At 64.6% G+C, this 3,926-nt stretch carries 4 protein-coding genes; 2 read left to right on the plus strand and 2 right to left on the minus strand.

Annotation, left to right across the window (positions count from 1 at the left end):
* Positions 1 to 552: 552 nt before the first annotated feature.
* Positions 553 to 1,548, plus strand: a complete 996-nt coding sequence (locus ACE3S9_RS16170; RefSeq protein WP_374547506.1) for a zinc-dependent alcohol dehydrogenase family protein — start codon at positions 553 to 555, stop codon at positions 1,546 to 1,548.
* A gap of 11 nt (positions 1,549 to 1,559) precedes the next feature.
* Complete coding sequence (locus ACE3S9_RS16175; RefSeq protein WP_374547508.1) at positions 1,560 to 2,441, plus strand: ADP-polyphosphate phosphotransferase; 882 nt, start codon at positions 1,560 to 1,562, stop codon at positions 2,439 to 2,441.
* 9 nt (positions 2,442 to 2,450) lie between these two features.
* Here ACE3S9_RS16175 and ACE3S9_RS16180 read toward each other — a convergent pair whose 3' ends face one another.
* On the minus strand, positions 2,451 to 3,236 hold the full coding sequence (locus tag ACE3S9_RS16180) for a transglutaminase family protein (protein WP_374547510.1): 786 nt from the start codon (positions 3,234 to 3,236) through the stop codon (positions 2,451 to 2,453).
* Between the two features lie 154 nt (positions 3,237 to 3,390).
* Entirely contained in the window at positions 3,391 to 3,786 is a 396-nt protein-coding gene (locus ACE3S9_RS16185) for a hypothetical protein (protein WP_374547509.1), read from the minus strand.
* Positions 3,787 to 3,926: the final 140 nt, after the last annotated feature.

Genomic DNA, 3,926 nt, shown 5'->3' on the forward strand with positions numbered 1-3,926 from the left:
ATCGTGCCGCTGAACAATCGCCTGCTGGCGGCTTCCACCACGCGGCCCGACGCTGACGCGCGGGAGATCGTCACCTTCTGGGGCCAGCTCGAATGGGGCCTGCTGGCGCTGGGCGTCGCCTCGGTCGCGGTCTTCGCGTGGACTTTGTCGTAAAGGCGGGTCGGTTTAACCGGGACGATTCGCTGATTTCGATTCTTTCCTGAATTGAAGCTCTCCGAAAACCGTCATTCTTCGAGGGGCCTGGCGCCCCCTCTCCCCGCAAGCGGGGAGAGGGAGAGCGACGCAGCTCTTGCCGCAACAGATCGACGAAAACATTGACCGTGGAAAACGCCTTGTTCCGCGTCGCCGAGAAAGCCCTTCGCTCGCAATTGTCGCGGACAAAGTTTTCTAACGGTTCTCGGCTCGACAGGCCGATAAGCCCAACCATTCGATAGAAAAACGGCGAATCGCGCCGCTCGATGGCCGTCCTTTCGGCTTCGACAAGAAGCCTTTGCCGCATTTGACTTCCCGCTTGAGCCGGGTTGAAACTGCGCCGCATCGGGAGGCCGCCTCATGCACGCCATGGTACTCAACAAGATCGGCGCGCCGCTGGAATGGACCGAACGGCCCGATCCCCTGCCCGGCCCCGGCGAAATCCGGCTGAAAATTTCCGCCTGCGGCGTCTGCCGCACCGACCTCCATGTGGTCGACGGCGAATTGCCGCATCCGCGCGTCCCGATCATTCCCGGTCATGAAATCGTCGGCCGCGTCGACCTCATCGGCCCCGGCGTCAGCGGTTTCGAGATCGGCGAGCGCGTCGGCGTGCCCTGGCTCGGCCATACCTGCCAGGCCTGCGGCCCCTGCGTCAGCGGCCATGAAAATCTCTGCGACCATCCCGAATTCACCGGCTATTCCCGCGACGGCGGCTATGCTGACATGACCATCGCCGACGCGCGCTTCGCCTTTCCGCTGGGCGAGACGGGCGAAGACGCCGCGCTCGCGCCTTTGCTCTGCGCGGGCCTGATCGGTTGGCGCGCGTTCAAGATCGCGGGCCGCAGCGCCGGACGCATCGAACGGCTAGGCCTCTACGGCTTCGGCGCCGCCGCGCATATTCTGGCGCAGGTCGCGGTGAAACAGGGCCATCAGGTCTTCGCCTTCACCAAGCCGGGCGACAAGACCAGCCAGGATTTCGCGCGGAAAATCGGAGCGGTCTGGGCCGGCGGCTCCGACGAGGCGCCGCCGGAGCCGCTCGACGCGGCGATCCTGTTCGCCCCCGTCGGCGCTTTGGTGCCGACCGGTTTGCGCGCGGTGCGCAAGGGCGGCGCCGTGGTCTGCGCCGGCATCCACATGAGCGATATTCCGAGCTTCCCCTATTCCATTCTGTGGGAGGAGCGGCAGCTCGTCTCGGTGGCCAATCTCACCCGGCGCGACGGCGTGGAATTCCTGCGCCTGGCGCCGCAGCTCGGGGTCGAGACCACGACCACGCTCTATCCTTTGGCCGAGGCCAATCGGGCCTTGGCCGATCTCCGCGCGGGCGCCTTCGACGGCGCCGCCGTTCTGGCTCCCTGAGGCGGACGACCATGGCCAAGAAGAGAAACAGGATCGACGCAAAGCCGTTTCGCGTCGGCGAGGGCGACGCCGTCGACCTTTCCGAATGGCCGACGCTGGTCGATCCGGTCTATCGCTCGAAGGACGATTACCACGGCTTGCTCGCCGAGCATGTCGAGCGGCTGAGCGATCTCCAGCAGAAACTTTACGCCCACGACCGCGACTCGCTCCTGCTGATCTTTCAGGCCATGGATGCGGCGGGCAAGGATGGCGCGATCCGCCATGTCATGTCCGGCGTCAATCCGCAGGGCTGCCACGTCACCTCGTTCAAGCACCCGAGCGGCGTCGAGCTGGAGCATGATTTTCTGTGGCGCACGACGCGCGAATTGCCCGAGCGCGGCATGATCGGCATTTTCAACCGCTCCTATTACGAGAGCGTGCTGATCCTGCGGGTTCATCCCGAATTGCTGATTCCGGAAGGCTTCGATCCCACCAAGGCCGACGGCGATTTCTGGCGCGAGCGCTATCGCTCGATCCGCAATCTCGAACGCCATCTGACCGCCAATAACACCCATGTGCTGAAATTCTTCCTGCATCTCTCGAAGGAAGAACAGCGCAAGCGCTTCCTCGCGCGCATCGACGAGCCGGAGAAGAACTGGAAATTCTCGCAGGCCGACACCGAAGAGCGCGGCTTCTGGGACGATTACCAGAAGGCCTATGCGAAATGCCTGTCCGAGACCAGCACGAAGGACGCGCCCTGGTTCGTCGTGCCGGCGGACGACAAATTGTCGGCGCGGCTGATCGTCTCGCACATCATTCTGGAAAAACTGGACTCGCTGAAGCTCGCCTTCCCGACCGTGGACGAGGAGCGGCGGCGGGAGCTGCAAGCCATCCGCGCCTCGCTGACCGCGTGAAGCGACGGGTTAATCGGGCAGTTCGTCGACCCAAACCTTGAACCCGCGCAGGACATGCGGGCCGAAGGAATGCACCAGCGGCACGTCGGCGGCGTCGCGGCCGCGCGCCATCAGGATGCGGCCGACGCGCGGGCCGTTGTTGCGCGGATCGAACGCCCACCAGCGGTCGCCCAGGAAAACTTCCATCCAGGCGCAGAAATCCTGGTCCTCATAGGGCTCCGGCAGCCCGACGTCGCTGATCAGGCCCATGCAATAACGCGCGGGAATATTCATGCTGCGGGCGAAGGCGATGGCGAGATGGGCGAAATCGCGGCAGACGCCTGCGCGCTTCTGATAGGCCTGCGCCGCGGTGCGCGTCGGGTCGCAATCCAGATAATCAAAGCGCAGATAATCGTGGACGTAATCGCAGATCGCCTGCACCCGTCGCCAGCCGCTCGGGACATGTTCGAACAGCTTCCACGCCTGGTTGGACAGCACGTCCGTTTCGCAATAGCGGCTGCCGAGCAGGAACTGGATCGTATCGTCGGGCAGGTCCTGGACCGGATGTTCGACGGCGTCGAGCCCGACCGGGTCGATATCGCCGGAAACGCGAATGATGGAATCGGCGTGGAGACGGATTTCGCCCGCCGGCGCCATGAAGCGGAAGCAGAAATTGCCGAAACTGTCGTGATAGGTCGCGATCGGGACCTGAGGCTCGACCCGCAGGAAATCCGGTTTTTCCAGCGTTGCGATCAGGGAATGATGGACATTGAGCATGCCCATCATCGCCGTGGGTTTCGGCGTCTGATAGGTCATGTCGTAACCGAACCTCAGGCGTTTCAAGAAAGCTGACCTCGCTGACAGCGGCGCGCGCCGCGAACACCGCCCTGCGACGGTTCGCTATCAGCTTTAGACCCAATTGGCGGATTCCGGGCGCCGAAATAACAGGCTTCGCGCCCGCCCGTGAGGCTCAGCCTTTCAGCTTCCAGCCGCCGTCGGGGGCGCGGCAGGCCGAGCCATTGCCGGTCTTGGGCCGGCCGTTGATATAGACGGTGTGGCTGAAATCGCGGCAATCGCCATTGGCCGCGCCGGGCGCGACATAGCCATAGACGCCGTCGTCGCCGCGCCAGGTCTTGCGCTCGCCGGACGTCAGGGCCGCCACTTCGGCATTATTGGCCGTGGTCTTGTTGGCGGCGTCGAGACTGTCGCCAAACGCCCCGCTGGCGAGGCCGACATAGGGCGGCGGCGCGACCGGCGTGGGGGCGGCGGCGGGCGCGGACACCTGCGGCTCGGCGCCGGGGGTCGCGCAGCCGGCCAAAGAAACAAGGACCGCGCAGGCGAAGCCGGCGCGCGCCAGACTGTTCACGGCAAACCTCCAGAATTGGCAACGGGCGATTGCGGCGCATGTTAGAGCATGTTGTTTTTAGATGGAACCGTCTGCGCCGGGCGATTTTGGCTCAGGGGAAGGAGAATGGCGCAGGGCGGGTCGGGGACACGGCGAAGCCC

This window comes from Rhodoblastus sp., from assembly GCF_041915505.1.
GTDB lineage: Bacteria > Pseudomonadota > Alphaproteobacteria > Rhizobiales > Beijerinckiaceae > Rhodoblastus.

Bases quoted from the DNA above. Each gene is read 5' to 3' on its own strand.
- ACE3S9_RS16175 (WP_374547508.1), top strand. From the start codon at position 1,560: ATGGCCAAGAAGAGAAACAGGATCGACGCAAAGCCGTTTCGCGTCGGC.
- ACE3S9_RS16180 (WP_374547510.1), bottom strand. From the start codon at position 3,236: ATGACCTATCAGACGCCGAAACCCACGGCGATGATGGGCATGCTCAAT.
- ACE3S9_RS16170 (WP_374547506.1), top strand. From the start codon at position 553: ATGCACGCCATGGTACTCAACAAGATCGGCGCGCCGCTGGAATGGACC.